Origin of the sequence: Campylobacter gracilis (assembly GCF_018374135.1) — a bacterium.
GTDB classification, from domain to species: domain Bacteria; phylum Campylobacterota; class Campylobacteria; order Campylobacterales; family Campylobacteraceae; genus Campylobacter_B; species Campylobacter_B gracilis_A.
Map to the genome: position 1 here is coordinate 1 of NZ_JAHAFS010000003.1, position 18,071 is coordinate 18,071.

Below are 18,071 nucleotides of genomic sequence, written 5' to 3' on the forward strand. Positions count from 1 at the left end.
CGAGCGAGTATAAATTTCAAAGCAAGCAGGGCGGGATCGAATGCGGCGCAGACGATCTAAACGACGCAAGCAAGCCGCGGAGCGCGGAAAATTTTAAAGCTCAAGTCGAATGCGGCGCAGATGAATGCGGCTCTTCAAATTTAAAATTTCACTTCGCCCCCGGCGGCGCAAATCGCCAAAGCTCGCTAAAAAACGCTCTGAAACTCGTAGAGAGCGAACTCGTGCTCGTAAGCGACGTGGCGCGTGCGCAAATTTCGCCAGGGCTAATCTCCTCGCTGATACAAAATTTAGGCGGCGCAGACTGCATCAGCCCCTATCTTGGCGTAAACGATACGACCTACCTCGGGAAGGACATAGTGAAGAGGGAGGAGCTGCGCCTCATCCAAACGCCGCAGCTTTCGCGTACGGCGCTGCTTAAAAAGGCGCTTGAGGGAAACGAAATTTTTACCGACGACAGCGCGGCGGTCGGCAGCACGGGCGGACGATTGGAGTTTGTAAAAGGCGAAGCGGGCGCGCTTAAGATCACGCGCGCAAGCGATCTGGCGGCGCTAAATTTAAAACCCTGCTCGCGCGATATTTTTTGCGGTACGGGTTACGACGTACATGCGCTTGAAAAAGGCACGGGCATAGTGCTTGGCGGCGTGCAGATCCCGTGCGAATTCGCACTGATCGCACACAGCGACGGCGATGTAGCGATCCATGCCCTAATCGACGCTATTTGCGGTGCAGCGATGCTGGGCGACATCGGCGAACTTTTCCCCGACAGTGACGCTAAGCTTAAAGGTGCGGATAGCAAGGAGCTGTTACAAAAGGTAATGCGGCGCGTCAGAGGCTACGGCTATGAGCTCGTAAACGCCGATATTACGATCATCGCGCAGCGCCCGAAGATCGGAGCTTACAAGGTGCAGATGCAAAAGGTTTTGAGCGAAATTTTAAACTGCGCGCGCGTCAATGTCAAAGCGACCACGACCGAAGGGCTAGGATTTACGGGCAGAAGCGAAGGCATCGCCGCGCAGGCTGCGGTAAGCTTAAAATTTTACGACTGGCAAAAGCACGCGGAAAAGGCGCAGGGCGTATGAAAATTTTAATAATCGAGAGCGAAAGCTATCTCGCCCAAAGTATAGCAAACAAGCTGGGCGCGCTGGGGCATGAATGCACTAACGCAGCGAGTTTAGCGGCCGCGGCGGGCCTTGCAGAGGAGTTTGAGGCGGTGCTACTCTCTACGAGCTGGAGCGGCGCGAGCTTTTATCCGCTGATAGAGAAATTTAGGCGCTCAATCATAATTTTGATGGTCGCCTACGTCGATAGCGAAACGGTGCTAAACCCCGTAAAAGCGGGCGCGACGGACTATATCCAAAAGCCATTTATGATAGAGGAGCTCATCAAAAAGATCGAGCATTACGCGCAGTTTCGCTCGCTAAAATCGCAAAACGAAGCCTACGAAGCGCTGCTTAGAGAAACCTCTCTTTCGTGCGAAATACCGCCCGCGCGTTTAGCGCAGATAAAATTCCCGCTTCTTTTGCGCGGCGATGCGGCAGCGCGGGCTGCGGCGGTATTTAAGATCGCGCTTGCGCTAAAATCGCGCCTTAAAATTTTATCCGCGCAAAGCCCTGAGCCGCTAGAACGAGGCGCGGAGATTTTTTACGCACCGGATTTTGATAGCCTAAGCGGCGCGCAGAAGGAAAAATTTATAAGCAAAACCAAATCCATGCGTGTAATCGTCGGATCCATCGGCGCGCAAAAAGGCTTTAGCGACGAAATTGCGCTTGACAGCAGCAAAGAACGCAGCGAAATTTTAAGCATCGAAGAATACGTAAAGCTCACGATCGTAGCGCACCAAGACGAGTATTTCGACTCCGATCTGGCGGCGGCACTTGGGATTTCGCGAAAATCGCTTTGGGAAAAAAGGAAAAAATATGGCATCGCAAGAAAAAAATAGCCGCACGCATCCGGTACGGATCGCAGACGAGATAGAAATTTCGCGCGATGCGGACAATTTGCACGAAATAAAACCGCTTGAAAGTGAAGGAATTTTAAGCGGCACAAAAACTCTAAACGCTACAAAAGCTTCGAGCGATGCGGCGCTAAATTTAAAGGCAAAGCAAAATTTAAAAGCATCGCAGAACTCAAAAGCAAGACAAAATTCAAAAGCAAAGCGCAATTTAAAAACGATGCGAAATTTAAAAATGTCAAAGGCGAGCAATGCCAGAAAAGATGAGGCGCAAACTAAAGGCTCGGCAAGGAATTTAAAAGCAGAGCAAGCCGGAAGCGAGAGCAAAGGCGCAAATAATAGCGCAACGCAAATCCGCAAGATAGTGATCTCGCGCTCCGACCTAAACGTCCTGAGCCTGCTCGCAAACGGCGCTTTCGGCAAGAACTGCGAGCTACTGCGCCCAAGTAAGCTTAGCGTATGCGGTATAAATTTCGTTTTTTCCTGCGCGGACGCAAAAAAAGGCGATATTTTGGAGCTTTATCTTAGCAAGGACGGCATAGCCGAATGCGCCAAAAATTCGCTTAGCGGCGAGAGCGGCGCGTATTTGCTAGCTAAAGAATCACGCAACTTGCAGGATGGAGTTTCTGCCGCGGCGCAAAACGAGCAGAGCTTTGCGAAAAGCGGCGCAGGTTTCGCGCGCACTGCAAGTGCGCAAAGCGCTATAAACGCCACAAGCGAGGGCTTAGACCATATAGAAAGTCTTGCTGCGAGCTATGATCAAACTTTTACTTGTAGCGCAGATGCAAAATCTGCGAAAAACGCCGCTTTGGATTTGGCGAAAAGCTCCAGTGCAAATTCTGCGGTAAATTCCGCGCAGAGCATTGACGAAAATTCTGCGATCAATCGCGTTTGCAGCGCAGATGCAAAATCCGTAGCAAATTCGGCGGGAAATTTTATCTCAAATTCCACCGAAAATTTCATCAAAAATTCCGCTGCAAATCCCGCCTCTTGCGAGCTTGTCGCGCGCATAGACGTTAGCGATGTTTATGCCCCAAGCGCAAGCGAGATTGCAGGCTCGGTATTTCAAAACGCATACGCAGGGCAAACTGCGGTGCAAGGGCGCATCACGCTGCTAAAAAATGAGCTTGCAGAGCAAATCGCGCGCATAAAAAAAGTCGCAAGCTCGCTTGCCGCGCCTAAAATTTCAGCGTTTTTTACCTGTGCCGATCCGATACACCGCGTGCATGAGCGGCTGATTAGGCATATGATCGACAAGGCGGATTTCGTGGTGATTTTTTTAACCGGCACGAGCAGCACAGACGCCCTGCCCTACGAACTACGCAAAAAAACACTAGGCTATTTGCTGCAAAATTTTTTAGTCGCGCAACGCGCCATGATGATCGATCTGGGCTCGCTTGCGATTTTTGACGACAAGCCCGCACTGCAATGCGCGATTGCGAAAAATTTAGGTATAAACAAAATAATTTTCGGGCAAAATCACGCAAATATGGAGCTGTTTTTCGAGGGAGGCGGCGTGCATTCGGTGCTGGACGAGTATCAAAAGCGCGGCGACATCGAGATTTTGCTTATGCCGGAATACGTCTATTGCGAGAAGTGCAAGGTGCTCGTAAGCACGAAAAACTGCCCTCACGGCGCTCATCATCACGTGCATTACCGCACACAAAATCTCAAGGCACTGCTGCGCGCGGGGATTTTGCCGCCCGCGATTTTTATGCGTAAAGAGATCTCGGCGATGATTTTAAGCGAGCTTTTTCCCGCGCGATTTTCGGATCTGCAAAAGCTCTACGACGAGCTTTTTCCAAACAGCGGGATCTTGCAGAGCCACGGCGAGAGCGAGTTTTACGAGCAGCTTATGCAGCTGTACCAAACCAGCGCGCTAAAGACGTAGCGTTTGAGGGCGCAACGTAAAAAATGACGTGGAATTTGCGGAAGCTAGGCAGAGGGTAAAATTTCGCGGCGTTAGAATTTACGGCGGCTAGACGTAAAGTAAAATTTCATAATGCGGAAAGAAAGGACTGCGCGGAATTTTATAGCATAAAGAGCGGCGGACGCAGATTTGGAGTAAAATTTTGTGGCGCAACGAAGCTAAATTTTTAAAACAAGCGGTGCGGTAAAAGAAGTTTTAAATCTTAAAGGCGCGGCTACGTAGCAAATTTATAACGACGCAATAAAATCGTGCGACGAAGCGGATTCAAAATTTTAAGGCGCGATGGAGCGATGGATATGTATAGCAGTGCGGCGGATCTAAAATTTAAGCTTTCGACGAGCAAGTTTAAATTTAGCCAGATGCTCGCAGTAAGTCGCAGTGCATAAATTTAGGCGAGGCGCAGCAGCTGCCCGCACACACAGAACGCTCTTCGCGTCGTCTTGAGTGGGTTTAAAATTTCCGCGTGGAGCGAGCAAAATTTTAAAATTTTTACGCAAATGATTAAAATTTTAAAATTCATACGTTAGTGAGCGAAATTTTTGTGACGAGCGTGTAGAACTGATTTCGTGCGGGTGGGCAAATTAATTTTACATGCACGAACGAAATTTAAAATTTCTGTACGTGGGCGAATTTAAAATTTTCGCGTGAGCAGATGCTCTAATTAAAATAAGCGGTAAAATTTTAAAAAGCAAAATTTAAAAGGACAATTATGGATAAAATTTTCGTTACATTTTTCGGCGCGGGGCTGCTAAAGCCCGCGCCCGGCACCTGGGGCAGCATCGCAGGCTGGATAGTAGGTCTTGCGATTTTGATGCTAGCGGGCGAGGTGACGCTGTTTTTGTGCGCCGGCCTCGTCTTTTTCGTCTCGCTTAAGATCGTAGGCGATTACGAAAGGCGGGTAGGCGCACATGATAACAGCGAGATCGTCATCGACGAGGTCGTGGGGGTGTGGATCGCGATGTGCGTCGCCGCGCCCGTAGGCGAGATCTTTTCGCTGCCGCTGCGGGAGCTGATCGCGGGCTTTGAGAGCAGCAGGATATCGATCGTCGCGATGATTTTGGCGCTGCTATTTTTCAGGGCGTTTGATATCCGCAAACCCTCAATCATCGGGCGCGTGGATCGCGACGTGCCGGGCGGGCTCGGCGTGATGCTGGATGACGTGCTGGCGGGCTTTTTCGCGGGGCTTGGGGTTTTGATAGTTATCTCTTTGGGGGTCAAGCTCGGCGCCGCGGGATTGATTTTTTAAGCTTTTTTAGGCGAGATCGCAGCAAACACAGTGCGATTGCGGGCGCTACACGGCATCGAAAACATAGCGCGATCGTGAGATTGCGCGCCTTTGTGCCTAGCGTCATAGCGATCGCGATAGAAAAACATAAAGCGATCATCAGAACGGCGCTTTCCGTGACGATAAACTTGAAACATTAAATTTTAGAACACCGCGCAATTTAGAGCGCTATAATTTTAAGGCGCGAATATTTGTGCCCGAAATACAACGGGCTTTGAAGGTCTAAATTTAACGGCGCATTAGATCGCGATATAAAATTCCATGGCACCAAAATTTTCCAGCTTAAAATTCTATGCCATTAAATTTCAAAAATTTAATGGCGGATTAGGTTCGGTGCATAAAATTTTAAAATTTATCGCTAATCGCAGGCAGTCTAGCGGGGCGTGCTATTAAATTTTTGGCAATATTTATCACTTAAGTTTGCGACGTTGCCGCAAAATGCGGGTAAGCGGCGCAAAAATTTAAAGGAACGAAAAATGCAAAAGAGCGCGATTGAGATCCGTGACATTCCCACCGCCATTTGGGGGAGCCGCTCGAAAAAGGTTTATATCTACGCTCACGGACAGGGCGGAAGCAAGGAGGATGCGGAGCTTTTGGCTTCCGTCGTTTGCAAGCAAGGCCGGCAGGTAATTAGCTTTGATCTGTCCGGGCACGGACAGAGGCGGCACGAGTCCGCTTCTTGCGATCCGCGGCGCGCTATTTTGGAATTTCGCGAAATCTTATCGTATGCAAAGAAGCGCTGGGACGAGGTCGCGCTGTTTGCTGTTAGCCTAGGAGCATGGCTCGGCCTGCAAAGCTTCCGCGACGAAAAGCTTAGCGACTGCCTCTTCCTCTCGCCGATACTTGATATGAAATACGTTATTTCGAATATTATGCGTAGGGCTGGCGTTAGCGAAGAGCGATTGAAGCAAGAGCGGATGATTTTGACCCCTGCCTGGCAACCGCTTTTTTGGGAATATTGGAGTTTTGTTTTGAACAATCCGATCACTAAGTGGGAAACGCCCAGTAGAATTCTATACGCAGAAAACGACGATATGACGCCTCTTTGTATCGTTAGAAATTTCGCGCAGAAGTTCGACTGCGACTTAAGCGTTATGAAAAACGGCGAGCATTGGTTCCATACGCCGCAGCAGCTAGATTACTAACGCAGATGGATCAAATCGGCGGTTACAAATAACCATAAAATTATGTGAGATTTTTTTAAATTCATACCTGAACCTGTATCAATAAAATTCTGCATACTTTTGAAATGCAAATTTCGTAAATTTAGCTGTAGATCACATAGTTGTCGCATGCGGTTTTCATCTTTGAAAACGTATAATACAAATTCTAAAATTAATTGCAACGATGCAAAATATAGCGAATATAAGCTACGATTTTTAAAGCGAATTATAAATTACGCTATGAATGCCAAAAATATCGATTTTAAAGCATAAATTTATTTAACTAGCAAAAACATACATAGAAAGATAAATTACCGAGCACTTTTGGTAAACAATACAAGCTGGCGGAAGCTATTACCTTTCGTGTGCCATTTCATTAACATTTTACAACTCTGCAATAGCCACACACCGAAATTTAAAGAATTATTTGCCTATTCTAAAGCCATTTAATTTCTTATAAGTTGAATCGTTATGAAACGCTTCGCAACGCTCTCTGTTTCGATTGATGTTTGAGGTTTCTAAAAAATATCCCTCATTGTCTTGACGCAAGGTAATAGTCGCACAAAAAACTATATCCTTTTTTGACTTTGGACCTACGCCATAGGTGAAACTTTGATTGACTGCCAAACTTCGCTCTAAATCGCTATCACTGAACTGCGTAGAACTTACCATACTTTTTAGTGCTCGGAAACCTCCTTGACTTAAGTAGTCTCTTTGTATGTCTTTAAAAGCTCTTTCAAGCTCGACTGCATAGGCTTTAGCAAGAACCTCATCCTTAGCACCGCTTAATTTTGGATATATTATTTTTACTATCACGAAGATTATAATAGCTAAAAATATTATCCCGCTTACGCCGCCGCCTACTGCCGCACCTTTTCTCATTTTCATCATTTTACTCCTTCGTCGATGTCCTTTACTAAGGCATCTATTTTTTTATTAAGCATGAAATTTTCGTAGCTTTTTTGGATATAGGCTTCAAGCAGTTCGCCCGCATCCAGATGATCGCTGCCACGAGTTAAAATCCGCCAGTCTCTGCCGAAGACCTTCGCAAAGTCATCATCCAGGCTTATCGCATATTTTTTCGTCAAAGACTTACTCGTCAGCTGAACCGAAATTTCTTTCATTTCTCGCCTAAATTATCGCCTGCCAAAATATCGTCGATCTGTTTGCTTAGATCCTCATCGCTCATCTTGCGATATGCCAGATCGTTTTCAAGCGTGCCAAGCTGCATTCCCAAAGCCTCGTTTTGCGCCTTGACCGCCGCTAGCTCGGTACGTAGCTTTTCATTTTCGTCTCTAGCCTCGGTGTATCGTCTAATCAGCTCAGCTACTTTATTACTTAAGCCCTCGACCTTTTTCTCTTCGTCAAAGATTGATTCCATTATTTCGCCTTTTATGATATAATTTAAATGAAAATATTACCCAATTTTGGCTTTAAAAAAGGAAAAATTTTGCAAAATTTTAAAATCGAGAGCAAATTCTCCCCGAGCGAGGATCAAGAAAAAGCGATCGAAGGCATCGTCGCAGGCTTTCAAAGCGGCAACAAATACCAAACTCTTCTCGGTGTTACCGGCTCGGGTAAAACATTTACCATGGCAAATATCATCAAGCGCCTCGGAATTCCCGCGCTCGTAATGACGCATAATAAATCTCTCGCAGCGCAGCTTTATAGCGAATTTAAGGGCTTTTTCCCGCAAAATCACGTCGAGTACTTCATCAGCTACTACGATTATTATCAGCCCGAGGCTTACATCCCTAGGCAGGATCTTTTCATCGAAAAGGACAGCGACGTAAATGCTGAGCTCGAGCGCTTGCGGCTAAGCGCCACGGCGAGTTTGCTTAGCTTTGATGACGTCATCACCGTGGCGTCGGTTTCAGCAAACTACGGCCTGGGCGATCCCGCCGAATACAAAGGCATGGTGCTGTTTTTTGAGATCGGATCAAAATTTAGCACTAAATTTTTGCTTCGCAAGCTCGTCGATATGGGCTACAAACGCAACGACGATTTTTTTGATCGCGGGAATTTTCGCGTAAACGGCGACGTGATCGACATCTATCCCGCGTATTTTAACGACGAGGCGTTTAGGATCGAGTTTTTCGGCGACGAGATAGAGGCGATGTATCATCTAGACGTGCTCGAAAATAAAAAGACTCAGAGCGTCAAAAAATTTATTCTCTACCCGACGAGCCAGTTCATCGTGGGTGAGCAGCGCCTGAAATCAACGATCAAAGGGATCGAAGAGGAGCTTGAGCAGAGGCTGAAATTTTTCGAGGACGCGAGCAAGCTTGTCGAGGCGCAGCGACTGAAAGGGCGAGTGGAATTTGATCTTGAGATGCTGGGCGCTACGGGGATGTGCAAGGGGATCGAAAACTACGCGCGCTATCTGACCGGTCAAAAGCCGGGCGAGACGCCCTATTCGCTCTTTGATTACTACGAGAGCAAGGGCAAGGACTACCTCGTCATCGTCGATGAAAGCCACGTGAGCTTGCCGCAGTTTCGCGGGATGTTCGCAGGAGATCGCAGCCGTAAAGAAACGCTCGTAGAGTACGGCTTCCGCCTGCCTAGCGCACTTGATAACCGCCCGCTGATGTTTGATGAGTTTATCAACAAAAAAGCTAAATTTCTATTCGTCTCCGCAACGCCTAATGATTACGAGCTACAGCTTAGCCGCGGCGCCGTATATGAGCAGATACTGCGCCCGACAGGACTACTTGATCCGCAGATTATCTTAAAAGACAGCGACAACCAGGTCGAAATTTTACACGATATGGCAAAGGAGGTCATCGCGCGCGGCGAGCGGATCTTAGTAACCGTGCTGACCAAAAAGATGGCGGAGGAGCTGAGCAAATACTATCTAGAGCTTGGGCTTAAGGTCAAATATATGCACTCGGACATCGATGCGATCGAGCGCAACGAGCTCATCCGCGGCCTACGCAGCGGCGAATACGATATGCTAATCGGTATAAATTTGCTCCGCGAGGGGCTCGATCTGCCCGAAGTAAGTCTTATCGCGATCATGGATGCCGATAAGGAGGGATTTTTGCGATCGCGCACCAGCCTCATTCAGACGATGGGGCGAGCGGCGCGAAACGTGCACGGGCAGGTCGTGATGTTTTGCAAAAAGATCACCGCTTCGATGCAAGAGGCGATCGACATCACCCAAAAGCGCCGTAAATTTCAAGATGAATACAACCGCGCCCACGGTATAACCCCGCATTCTGCGAGCCGCAATATCGAGGAGAGCCTAAAGATCGAGGACGGCACCGAAATTTTAAGAAAGGGCGCCAATTTAGAAAAGACGCCTGCCGCCGAGCGTGCCAAGATCGTAAAGGAGCTTCGCAAGCAGATGCTCGAAGCCGCGGCCGCCCTAGAGTTTGAAAAGGCCGCGGCGCTGCGCGATGAGATCGCGAAGCTTAGGAAGCTGTAAATTGCAAGGCTTAAAAGCGCCGTGAAATTTTGTCGTAAAATTTGCGCGTTAAATTCCACCTGGCGGAGCGTAAAATTTGCGCGCCAAATACAGAGCGAAATTGTGCGCCGAATGCCGTAAAGCAAAACGTGAAATTTGCGCGATCTGCGCGTCAAATACTGCGAGGCAAAGCGTGAAATTTAGTCGCAAAATTCTGCGAGAGCGGTTTTAAAATTTGCTCGTTAAATTTAAGATGGTTTGCGCGCGAAATTTACAGATCGATTTTCTCGCTAAATTTGCACTCCACGCCTCCCCCTGCCGCGCCGGACGTTCGATCCGCAATTTGCAAGTTAAATTTGCTCGCGCTTAAAATTTCCGCTTTTAGCTTGCTTTGATCTTAAATTTTACGCGGCGGCGTCCGTGCGACGATTTGCTTTATAAATTTCAAAACGAAGCCCGCCAAAAGTTTTGAAATTTCACAGGCAAACTCTGCGAGCGAAATTTTATAGAATTTCAAAAAGGCGTGAATTTTACGAGCAAAATTTTAAGGAACGCGAAATTTCGCTGCACGCCTCTTTGCTTGCGGCGCTTTTTGATTTGCGTTCTGCGCGTCAAATCGATAAATTCGCGCCGCGCGTCTCTGCCTCCGCAGACGCCCGATCTGAGAATCCACGCGTTAAATTTACTGATCGTAGCCTTGTTCTCGCTCCTCTTTACCCGTAAATTTGCGCGCCGAACTTTTTGTTTCAACTCGCTTTCGATCCGCAACTTGCGAGCCCGATTTGCGGCAGCCCGCACACTCTATACCGCCGCGCGCCTTTACGATTTTTTCTCGCTTTTTTTGCATGTCTCCGCACCTATCTTCGACTTTTTCCCGCGCGCGCCCTGCGTTTAAATTCTGCCGCTTCGCTCGCTCAATCCGTAGCGGCTATGAGTGGACATGCGCCCAGACGCCGAATTTTCGCGCGCTTTTTACGCGCCGTTGCGCGCGGATACTTTCAAAATTTTACGTAGAATTCCAAGCCTGCCTGCGCCTACATTCGCGCCGCCGTCATAAACGCTCGCTTTTAAGGGCACGAAAGAGGGATTCGCGCGACACGGCGCGGGAAATGAAATTTAGACGCTGCCTCGTCAAGGCGTATCTTAGCCGCTGCGGTGCGCCGCAAAATTTCAAAACGACAACGAGCCGCGATTAAATTTATCCGCGGGAGTGCGCCATAATGCGCCGATTTGCGCGCTGCGTAAATTTTAAAATCGCCTCTAAATTTAAAATTTATCCGCGGTTAATACTCTCTGCAAAGCTCTAAATTTTCCACGCGCAGCGGTCTTTCGCCCTCGAGAATCACCCCGATGCCGAAAGGCTCGCAAATATCAAGCGCGCCCTCGGCAAACCTTAGCAGCCACTGCGTATCGCGCGCGTAAAACATGCATTGCGGCTGCTCAAACGGCAGATCGCAAAGGGTACGTCAAGCAGCCTAAGCTCATCCTCGCTCAAACGATACTCGCGTCTAAGCTCGTCTCGCAGGAAAACAAGAGCGTCTTTTACGTACCGATCGATGTCTCGGGCGATGCGCTACGCGAGCAAGACCCCGCATCGTCCACATCCGCCGTATCTGCAGACACGAGACAAAACGGCACCTCGCCGAAGTTTTCGCTTTTTAGTTCCAGCTCCGCGTACCAAATAAAGCCCTCGTCCGTCGCGACTTTTTCAAGCTCGCCAAATTTCCAAGCTATTTTTTGCATTTTATTTCCGCCTCATATTTTCGCTCATCTTTTAAAATTTTAATGCCACGTCCATTTTGCGCGCCGTATTTAAATCTGCACCGAAGTAGAATTTTGCCCGCTTCTTAGCGGACGGGCAATGATAACGAAGCAGATTGCTTTTAAATTTTAAAATTTCAATGAAAGCCGCTTTAAAATTTAAAATTTCAAAAGACCTGCCGCTTGTCCGCCGTGAGCGGAGATGAAATTTTAACGCCGCGTCTTGCGGCGAAATTTTAAAATTTTACCTCGCCGTAGGGGCAGCGCGCCGTAAAATTTCACGCTGAAATTCTAACTCAAAATTCCACGCCCGTAGCACAGAATTTAAAGCCTGAAAAATTCCATCGCGGCGACTTAGAATTTTACTCGTTAAATTTATAAATTTTGCGCGCTTTTAAATCCGCAAATTTAATACGCCTTTACAAGCCGTAAATTTTTTAGGTATATGACGCCATCAAAAACACCGCCTCCATCCGGCGCAGGCCAAGAAATGGCAATTCTTTTCGGCTCCCTATCATATTCGGGCGAACAACGATTCTTAGAGCAGTCTATTTTGAATACCTCTTTATCGTTGCTATCAAAATCCGTTTGGGTAGAATTTTTAGGAATTTCCAGTGTGTGGATTATACGATACGGCTCGCCCTCTTTTGTGCGGGCGGACATTATTTTTATTAGCGTGTCTGTGCTGCCGTCCGAGGTCCTATAGACCCCGTCTTGCCCCAAGCCCGCCAGCTCGAATTTTTTCTCCTTGCTATAAAATGCCGAGATTATGGAGCAGCCGCTAAAAAGCAAAGCCGCCGCAAATAGCGCAAACGCTCTCATTTTTCCTCCTTAGGCCAGTTAAATTTAGTTTTTAAAACTATGAATAGGAGCCGGTATCTGGCCGCCGCGGGCGATGAAGTCAGCCGATGAGTTTTTATTTACGCTCATTACGGGCGCACTACCCAGAAGCCCGCCAAATTCCAGCGTGTCGCCCTCTTTGCCTTTTGGGATTATGCGCACGGCGGTCGTTTTTTGATTTATCACGCCGATCGCGGCCTCGTCGGCTATGATCGCGGCGATCGTTTGCTCGGGCGTATCCTCAGGGATCGCGATCATATCAAGCCCCACCGAGCAGATCGCGGTCATCGCTTCGAGCTTTTCCAAATTTAACGAGCCTGCGCGCACTGCGGCGATCATACCTTCGTCTTCGGAGACGGGGATAAACGCGCCGCTAAGTCCGCCTACTTGGTTGCAGGCCATCACTCCGCCCTTTTTGACCGCGTCGTTTAGCAGCGCAAGTGCAGCCGTCGTGCCGTGCGTGCCGACGCGCTCTAAGCCCATCTCCTCAAGCACGCGCGCGACCGAGTCGCCCACCGCCGGGGTTGGGGCTAGCGAGAGATCGACGATGCCAAATTTCACGCCTAGGCGCTCGGACGCCATTTGGCCGACGAGCTGTCCGATACGCGTGATCTTAAACGCCGTCTTTTTAACGGTCTCTGCTACCACGTCAAAGCTCGCTTGGCGCACCTTCTCAAGCGCGCGTTTAACTACGCCGGGGCCCGATACGCCAACGTTTATGACGACCTCGGCCTCGCCCACGCCGTGAAATGCGCCCGCCATAAAGGGATTATCCTCGACGGCGTTGGCAAATACGACTAGTTTGGCGGCGCCAAGGTCCGAAAGCCGCGCCGTTTCCTTGATCACGCGCCCCATGTCGGCGACCGCGCTCATATTTATGCCCGTTTTAGTCGAGCCGATATTAACGGACGAGCAGACCTTTTGCGTTGCGGCGAGCGCAGCGGGGATGGAGTCGATTAAAATTTTATCGCCCTTTGCGTAGCCCTTTTGCACGAGCGCCGAAAAGCCGCCGATAAAGTCGATGCCGACCTTTTGTGCCGCCTCGTCCATCGCTTTTGCTAGCGGGACGTAGTCAGTAGCGTTCGTCGCCGCGCCGATGATGGCGATAGGCGTTACGCAGACGCGTTTATTTACGATCGGGATGCCAAGCTCTGCTGAAATTTCATTGCCGACTTTTACCAGATCGCGCGCCTTTTCGGTGATCTTGGCGTAAATTTTCTCCGCCGCTTTGCCCATATCGGGATCGATGCAGTCAAGCAGACTGATGCCCATCGTGATCGTGCGGATGTCGAAATTTTGCTCCTCGATCATCGCGATCGTTTCGGTTACGTTTTTGATGTCCATCTGTGCGCCTTAGATGTTGTGCATGGCGTCAAATATCGCCGAGCTTTGGATGTTGATCTTTACTTTTAGCTTTTCGCCTAGCTCGTTTAGCTCCTCGCGCAGAGCCGTAAAGTCCTGCTTTTCCTCGCTGGAAACCACCGCCATCATCGTAAAAAACTCGTCCAAAACCGTCTGGCTAATGTCGTCTATGTTTAGCCCAAGCTGCGCTAGCTTGGCCGAAACGCCCGCTACAATGCCAACCTTGTCCTTACCGATCACCGTTACGATCGCTTTCACTCTTACTCCTTTTTAAAATTTATTTAGCTACTTTGAGCGCGGAAGCCCTTTAAAACTATTGAATTTTGCCGCCGTTTGAAATTATCAGCGCAAACACAATTGCGACAAAAGCGTAAAATATTACCGCGAGCCATATCGCCCATCTATTCACGCCGCCGCCCCGTCTTAGGGCTTCATCGTCTTGTTTATCTAACAATGAAACAAAACTATCGCAAACGTAATATTTAGCCATAGTCCCGCTACTGACGCTAATCGCCGTTCCTATAGTTCTATCATGTCCATCCAAAAACGGAACGAAGCAAGAAATTACCATAACGGCAAATAGGGCTGCGGCAATTTTGTACTCCTTGCGGTACAGAAAAAAGAACAGCGTGCCGAAAAATCCCCACCAGCTCCACGTACTTACGTAATTTAACTCGCGCTGCTTACCCGCGGCGAAAAATTTCTCGCAGGCGCGTGCGTAAATTTCAACCTTACTAGGAGTTTGCAAGAAAATTTCCAGCTTCTGCCGAAGCAGCTTGCCGTCAGATAAAATTTCTCTAGCGTAATCCGTCATCTCACTCTCCTTAGCGATAAATCCCCACGGCGGCGCGAACCTTTTGCATCAATGAAGCAGCCGTCGCAGCCGCCCTTTGCGCGCCCTGTCTTAGCATCTCGTCTAAAATTTCGCGGTGGCTTTGATAGTATTCGAATTTATCTCGCGCATCTTTGAAGTAGCCCTGCACGAGCTCGTTTAGATACGCCTTAAAATGCCCGTGCCCCTCGCCGCCCCGCTCGTAACGAGCCTGTAGCTCCGTCTGCTCCGCTTCGTTTAAAAATAGCTTCGCGATATTATAGACATTGCACCCGCGCCACTGCTTAGGCGCTTCTAGCGGTTCAGAGGTCGTTACGATACTTGAAATTTGCTTCTTTAGCGTCGCGGCATCTGCAAAAATATCGATCGTATTGCCGTAGCTCTTACTCATCTTCGCGCCGTCTGTACCCGGCACGATCGCTACTTCATCATTTACGCGCGCTTGCGGAATAGTTAAAATTTCTCCGTGGGCGTTGTTAAATTTAAGCGCGATGTCGCGGGCTATCTCGACGTGCTGGATCTGATCCTTGCCCACGGGCACGACCTCCGCGCTGTATAGCAAGATGTCCGCCGCCATCAGCACGGGGTAGCTGAACAGATCATGCTTGCTCTCAAAACCCTTAGCGATCTTGTCTTTGTATGCGTGCGCTCGCTCGAGTAGCCCCATAGGCGTATACCCGCTTAAAATCCAGTAAAGCTCCAGCACCTCTTTTACGTCGCTTTGCACCCAAAACACCGTCTTTTTCGGATCGATCCCCAGAGACAAAAACGCCGCGGCGGCCTCGTAGGTGGAATTTTTTAGCTTTGCGCCGTCGCTTACGGACGTGAGCGCATGGTAGTTTGCGATAAACATAAACATCTGTTCTCCCGCGTTTTGCGCGTCTACCATCTGCTTGATGCTCGCGAAGTAGTTGCCCAAATGCAGCTTGCCGCTGGGCTGAAGACCCGTTAAAATTCTCATCGTTGCTCCTTTAAATCAAAATCAGATCGCCGTCTACGAAGCCCGCGGCAACGTGCTTGCACTTAAAAATTTTTGCATCTGGCATCTGCTCTCGTAGCTCGCGCAAAGCCTGCACGAGCATTTTTAAAACCTGCCGCCACGAAAGCTCGCTTAAAAAATCAAGCTGCAAGCGCGAGCTTTGCGGATAAAACTCATCCTCGTCCTCGCACGCCCAGTCGTCGTCGTCCGCGTCATAACTGCTCGATCCCGCCAGCTGTAGCGCGTAAGGCTCGTAAAGATCGAAGTGCCACGCGATTACGCGCTTTGGAATTTGCTCGCGCTCTAAGCCCTCTATGAGCTCGCGCAGCTTTTGCTTTAGCGCCTCTTTATTTTCAAGCTTATCGCTTTTGCCCTCTTTACCGTGCGGCTTGGAATTTTTGCCGCCGCCCGGGCACTTTTGTTTAGACATCTTTTTCCCCTTTAAATTTAGCCCGTCGCAGGCGGAGCAAATTTCTTTTACGATCTTTTTTACGCTTTTATTCTCCACGTCAATTACGATGTCGGCCTTTTTTTCATAAGCCCCGTCTCTTTGAGCGTGCAGCGCCGCGGCCTTTTGCAGATCCGCTAACAGCGGGCGCTTGGCAAATTTTTTCTCCGCGTTTTCGCTGTTTTTTAAGCGCTCGATTATCCCTTCAAAGCTTGATTTAAGATACACGACGGTGCCGATTTTGTTTAAATTTTTCACGGCGTAAAAGCCGCCGCCGGTAGAGATCACGGCGCAGCAGACGGACTTTTCTAAAAATTTCGCAAGGCTCGCTTCCATCTTTCTAAAGCTCTGTTCCCCCTGCTCTTTAAAAATTTGCCCGATCTTTTTATTGGCGTAGCTTTCGATCATATCGTCGCAATCAAGCGCGAACATCCCGCTTTGCACAGCTAGCGCCCGCGCCACCGTGCCCTTACCGACCCCCATAAAGCCGATGAGCACGATATTACCTCTCTTCATCGCCCTCACCTTTTTTGCGCGGCAGCAGCACTAGCGGACTGCCCGAAAGGGCAAAGCTCGCGCGCAGTCTGTTCATCAAATAGCGCTTGTAGCTAAAATGCAGCGCTTGCGGGCGGTTCATCACAAGAGCGATCTTCGGCGGCGCAAAGCCGATCTGCGCGGCGTAGTAAATTTTAACCGATTTGCCCCGCTCGCGAGGTATCGGATGCGCCTTTATCGCGGCTTCTACCGCTTCATTGATCCTTGCGGTGCCGAGCTTGCGCGTAAAATTTGAATAAACCTCCAAAATGAGCGGGTAAATTTTATGGATCCGCTTCCTGTCCGTCGCGCTAACGCTGATGATCGGCGCATAGGAAAGAAATTTAAACCTATCTCTTAAATCGCGGCAAAACTCGTCGTAATCGCGCTCGCAAAGATCCCATTTGTTTAAAATTATGATTAGACCTAGTTCAAATTTAGCCGCAAGTCCCGCTATGCGCTCGTCCAGCTCGTTTAGCGGCTCGCTTGCGTCAAGCACCAAAAGCGCGATGTCGGAGTTTTGCAGGATTTTTTCGGTGCGATTTAGCGCGAAGCGCTCTATGCCCTCGATCTTACCGCGGCGGCGAATGCCCGCCGTGTCGATAAACTCAAGCGTGCGCCCCCCAAATTCCGTGCTTTCGTTCACCGGATCGATCGTCGTGCCCGCATAATCGCTCACGACCGAGCGCTGCGAGCCCACAAGCGCGTTTAGGAGGCTCGATTTACCGACGTTTACTCGCCCAATGATACCCACGCCGATGGTTTTACTAGCGTAAAATTCCTCGTCGTGCCCCTCTTTCGGCTCGCCCTCGTCGTTAAAGCCCTCTATAAAATCATCAAAAATTTCATCCTCGTCCTGCCGCGCAGGCGCAGGGTCCAAGAAGCCGTAGATCCACTCTTTCAGTTCGTCGATGCCGCTGTTGTGCGAGACGGAGATCGGGAAAAATTTAACGCCGAATTCGTTAAACTCCCAGCTGCGCTCCTCGTCGCGCTTGCCGTCTATTTTATTGACCGCCAGGGCGATGGGCTTGCCAAGCCTCTGCAGCGAGAAAAATATCCGCCGCTCGTCATCGCTCGGAAGCAGCTTGCCGTCCGTCATAAAGATTATCAAATCCGCGCTCTTTGCCTCGCTTAGCGTTTTAATCTGCACGCGCGCAAACAGCTCGGAGGTGTCGTCCAGGCCGCCCGAATCGATCACGCGCACGCGGCGATCGAAAATTTCGGCTTCGGCCCTATTGGTATCGCGCGTCGTACCCGCAACGTCGCTCGTGATGGCGATACGAGCGCCCGCTAGGCGGTTAAAAAGGCTCGACTTGCCGACGTTGGGGCGCCCGATGATGATCAAACTTTTCACGTTCGTCCTTGTAGTTTTTGGCGCGATTATAACCAAAAATAGATTAAAGCCAAATTCTACGCGCTCGCTCGCGGAAGTAAGCGGCAAAATTTTATAAAATTTAGGCGCTAAATTTAGAGAAATTTTATCGCGACACAAGCGGGACGCCGCCTAGATAAAAGACCTCAAGGCGCATGATCCATCGCCGCAGACGATGCGGAGCGGGGGCGATGCGTAAATTTTATAA

Annotated in this window: 18 protein-coding genes and 1 pseudogene; 6 read left to right on the forward strand and 13 right to left on the reverse strand. The window is 49.3% G+C overall.

Features of this window, described 5'->3' with window-relative positions; genetic code table 11:
* From ispF to KH703_RS01900, 5 genes are all read left to right on the forward strand, one after another.
* Positions 1-1,079 (forward strand): 2-C-methyl-D-erythritol 2,4-cyclodiphosphate synthase (gene ispF, locus KH703_RS01880; RefSeq protein ID WP_304293648.1); only part of this gene is annotated, 1,079 nt, incomplete at its 5' end.
* Complete coding sequence (locus KH703_RS01885) at positions 1,076-1,939, forward strand: response regulator (RefSeq protein WP_304293649.1); 864 nt, start codon at positions 1,076-1,078, stop codon at positions 1,937-1,939. The genes ispF and KH703_RS01885, both read left to right, overlap by 4 nt.
* Positions 1,917-3,842, forward strand: coding sequence for a hypothetical protein (locus KH703_RS01890; protein WP_304293650.1), 1,926 nt, complete (start codon positions 1,917-1,919; stop codon positions 3,840-3,842). Before KH703_RS01885 ends, KH703_RS01890 begins: the two co-directional genes overlap by 23 nt.
* A 748-nt stretch (positions 3,843-4,590) precedes the next feature.
* Positions 4,591-5,127, forward strand: a complete 537-nt coding sequence (locus KH703_RS01895; protein WP_304293651.1) for a phosphatidylglycerophosphatase A — start codon at positions 4,591-4,593, stop codon at positions 5,125-5,127.
* Between the two features lie 515 nt (positions 5,128-5,642).
* Entirely contained in the window at positions 5,643-6,311 is a 669-nt protein-coding gene (locus KH703_RS01900) for a carboxylesterase (RefSeq protein WP_304293652.1), read from the forward strand.
* A 441-nt stretch (positions 6,312-6,752) separates the two neighbouring features.
* Here KH703_RS01900 and KH703_RS01905 read toward each other — a convergent pair whose 3' ends face one another.
* The 3 genes from KH703_RS01905 to KH703_RS01915 are packed head-to-tail and all read right to left on the reverse strand — an operon-like array spanning position 6,753 to position 7,710.
* Positions 6,753-7,220, reverse strand: a complete 468-nt coding sequence (locus KH703_RS01905; RefSeq protein ID WP_304293653.1) for a hypothetical protein — start codon at positions 7,218-7,220, stop codon at positions 6,753-6,755.
* Positions 7,217-7,453, reverse strand: coding sequence for a hypothetical protein (locus KH703_RS01910; protein ID WP_005871317.1), 237 nt, complete (start codon positions 7,451-7,453; stop codon positions 7,217-7,219). Before KH703_RS01910 ends, KH703_RS01905 begins: the two co-directional genes overlap by 4 nt.
* Positions 7,450-7,710: a hypothetical protein gene (locus KH703_RS01915; protein ID WP_304293654.1), complete on the reverse strand. Its 261-nt coding sequence runs from the start codon at positions 7,708-7,710 to the stop codon at positions 7,450-7,452. Before KH703_RS01915 ends, KH703_RS01910 begins: the two co-directional genes overlap by 4 nt.
* Before the next feature lie 27 nt (positions 7,711-7,737).
* Here KH703_RS01915 and uvrB point away from each other — a divergent pair, with 27 nt between their 5' ends.
* A complete protein-coding gene (gene uvrB, locus KH703_RS01920) occupies positions 7,738-9,756 on the forward strand; it encodes an excinuclease ABC subunit UvrB (protein WP_304293655.1) in 2,019 nt (672 codons plus the stop codon).
* Between the two features lie 661 nt (positions 9,757-10,417).
* Here the strand turns inward: uvrB and KH703_RS01925 are convergent.
* The 10 genes and pseudogenes from KH703_RS01925 to der form a co-directional block, all read right to left on the reverse strand.
* Positions 10,418-10,582, reverse strand: a complete 165-nt coding sequence (locus KH703_RS01925) for a hypothetical protein (protein WP_304293657.1) — start codon at positions 10,580-10,582, stop codon at positions 10,418-10,420.
* Between the two features lie 436 nt (positions 10,583-11,018).
* Positions 11,019-11,162: a hypothetical protein gene (locus KH703_RS01930; RefSeq protein ID WP_304293659.1), complete on the reverse strand. Its 144-nt coding sequence runs from the start codon at positions 11,160-11,162 to the stop codon at positions 11,019-11,021.
* Between the two features lie 115 nt (positions 11,163-11,277).
* Positions 11,278-11,478: a hypothetical protein gene (locus KH703_RS01935; RefSeq protein ID WP_304293661.1), complete on the reverse strand. Its 201-nt coding sequence runs from the start codon at positions 11,476-11,478 to the stop codon at positions 11,278-11,280.
* 426 nt (positions 11,479-11,904) lie between these two features.
* Positions 11,905-12,318 (reverse strand): hypothetical protein, encoded by a 414-nt coding sequence (locus KH703_RS01940; protein ID WP_304293663.1) that lies wholly within the window; start codon positions 12,316-12,318, stop codon positions 11,905-11,907.
* Positions 12,319-12,342: 24 nt separating this feature from the next.
* Complete coding sequence (locus tag KH703_RS01945) at positions 12,343-13,680, reverse strand: PFL family protein (RefSeq protein WP_304293665.1); 1,338 nt, start codon at positions 13,678-13,680, stop codon at positions 12,343-12,345.
* A 9-nt stretch (positions 13,681-13,689) separates the two neighbouring features.
* Positions 13,690-13,956 (reverse strand): ACT domain-containing protein, encoded by a 267-nt coding sequence (locus tag KH703_RS01950; RefSeq protein WP_005871308.1) that lies wholly within the window; start codon positions 13,954-13,956, stop codon positions 13,690-13,692.
* 55 nt (positions 13,957-14,011) lie between these two features.
* Positions 14,012-14,512, reverse strand: coding sequence for a DUF2628 domain-containing protein (locus tag KH703_RS01955; RefSeq protein WP_299226229.1), 501 nt, complete (start codon positions 14,510-14,512; stop codon positions 14,012-14,014).
* 10 nt (positions 14,513-14,522) lie between these two features.
* Entirely contained in the window at positions 14,523-15,491 is a 969-nt protein-coding gene (trpS, locus tag KH703_RS01960; protein ID WP_298022022.1) for a tryptophan--tRNA ligase, read from the reverse strand.
* Positions 15,492-15,978: 487 nt separating this feature from the next.
* A pseudogene (locus tag KH703_RS01965) lies at positions 15,979-16,473 on the reverse strand (shikimate kinase); the annotation flags it as partial.
* Positions 16,460-17,845: a ribosome biogenesis GTPase Der gene (der, locus tag KH703_RS01970; protein WP_304293859.1), complete on the reverse strand. Its 1,386-nt coding sequence runs from the start codon at positions 17,843-17,845 to the stop codon at positions 16,460-16,462. The pseudogene KH703_RS01965 and the gene der, both read right to left, overlap by 14 nt.
* Positions 17,846-18,071: the final 226 nt, after the last annotated feature.

Coding starts and splice junctions, on each gene's coding strand:
- KH703_RS01885 (WP_304293649.1), top strand. CDS start 1,076: ATGAAAATTTTAATAATCGAGAGCGAAAGCTATCTCGCCCAAAGTATA.
- KH703_RS01890 (WP_304293650.1), top strand. CDS start 1,917: ATGGCATCGCAAGAAAAAAATAGCCGCACGCATCCGGTACGGATCGCA.
- KH703_RS01895 (WP_304293651.1), top strand. CDS start 4,591: ATGGATAAAATTTTCGTTACATTTTTCGGCGCGGGGCTGCTAAAGCCC.
- KH703_RS01900 (WP_304293652.1), top strand. CDS start 5,643: ATGCAAAAGAGCGCGATTGAGATCCGTGACATTCCCACCGCCATTTGG.
- KH703_RS01905 (WP_304293653.1), bottom strand. CDS start 7,220: ATGATGAAAATGAGAAAAGGTGCGGCAGTAGGCGGCGGCGTAAGCGGG.
- KH703_RS01910 (WP_005871317.1), bottom strand. CDS start 7,453: ATGAAAGAAATTTCGGTTCAGCTGACGAGTAAGTCTTTGACGAAAAAA.
- KH703_RS01915 (WP_304293654.1), bottom strand. CDS start 7,710: ATGGAATCAATCTTTGACGAAGAGAAAAAGGTCGAGGGCTTAAGTAAT.
- uvrB (WP_304293655.1), top strand. CDS start 7,738: ATGAAAATATTACCCAATTTTGGCTTTAAAAAAGGAAAAATTTTGCAA.
- KH703_RS01925 (WP_304293657.1), bottom strand. CDS start 10,582: ATGCAAAAAAAGCGAGAAAAAATCGTAAAGGCGCGCGGCGGTATAGAG.
- KH703_RS01930 (WP_304293659.1), bottom strand. CDS start 11,162: ATGTTTTACGCGCGCGATACGCAGTGGCTGCTAAGGTTTGCCGAGGGC.
- KH703_RS01935 (WP_304293661.1), bottom strand. CDS start 11,478: ATGCAAAAAATAGCTTGGAAATTTGGCGAGCTTGAAAAAGTCGCGACG.
- KH703_RS01940 (WP_304293663.1), bottom strand. CDS start 12,318: ATGAGAGCGTTTGCGCTATTTGCGGCGGCTTTGCTTTTTAGCGGCTGC.
- KH703_RS01945 (WP_304293665.1), bottom strand. CDS start 13,680: ATGGACATCAAAAACGTAACCGAAACGATCGCGATGATCGAGGAGCAA.
- KH703_RS01955 (WP_299226229.1), bottom strand. CDS start 14,512: ATGACGGATTACGCTAGAGAAATTTTATCTGACGGCAAGCTGCTTCGG.
- trpS (WP_298022022.1), bottom strand. CDS start 15,491: ATGAGAATTTTAACGGGTCTTCAGCCCAGCGGCAAGCTGCATTTGGGC.